Annotated in this window: 1 protein-coding gene; it reads left to right on the forward strand. The window is 65.4% G+C overall.

Translation table 11 applies throughout. The features are described from left to right. Positions 1-309 (forward strand): hypothetical protein (locus tag PZH32_RS12520; protein WP_275208570.1); only part of this gene is annotated, 309 nt, incomplete at both ends.

Here is a 309-nt window from a genome sequence, read left to right on the forward strand (position 1 = left end):
ATCGGCTGGCTGCTGCGTAGCGATGCGGCTATGGCCCTCCCCGAATCTATGGTGGGCGAGGCCTTCCGTGTCGAGGGAGGCATCGACGGCGGCGAGATGGCCGACGGGCGCTTTGGCACGGTAGGAACCATTCTCTACCTGGACAATGATGCCTTTGACGCTTACGCCCAAGGCCTCGGCCTGAATCCGGCCGACTTCCGTGACAGGGAACGCCCCCGCGCCATCGCCTTGGCCCAGGGCTACGGCAACAACGGCGACGAGTACCAGCTGCTCGACATTCTGCGCGAGCCCGTCACCGTGGAGGTGCTG

This window comes from Adlercreutzia equolifaciens, assembly GCF_029076695.1.
Taxonomy (GTDB): domain Bacteria; phylum Actinomycetota; class Coriobacteriia; order Coriobacteriales; family Eggerthellaceae; genus Adlercreutzia; species Adlercreutzia equolifaciens_A.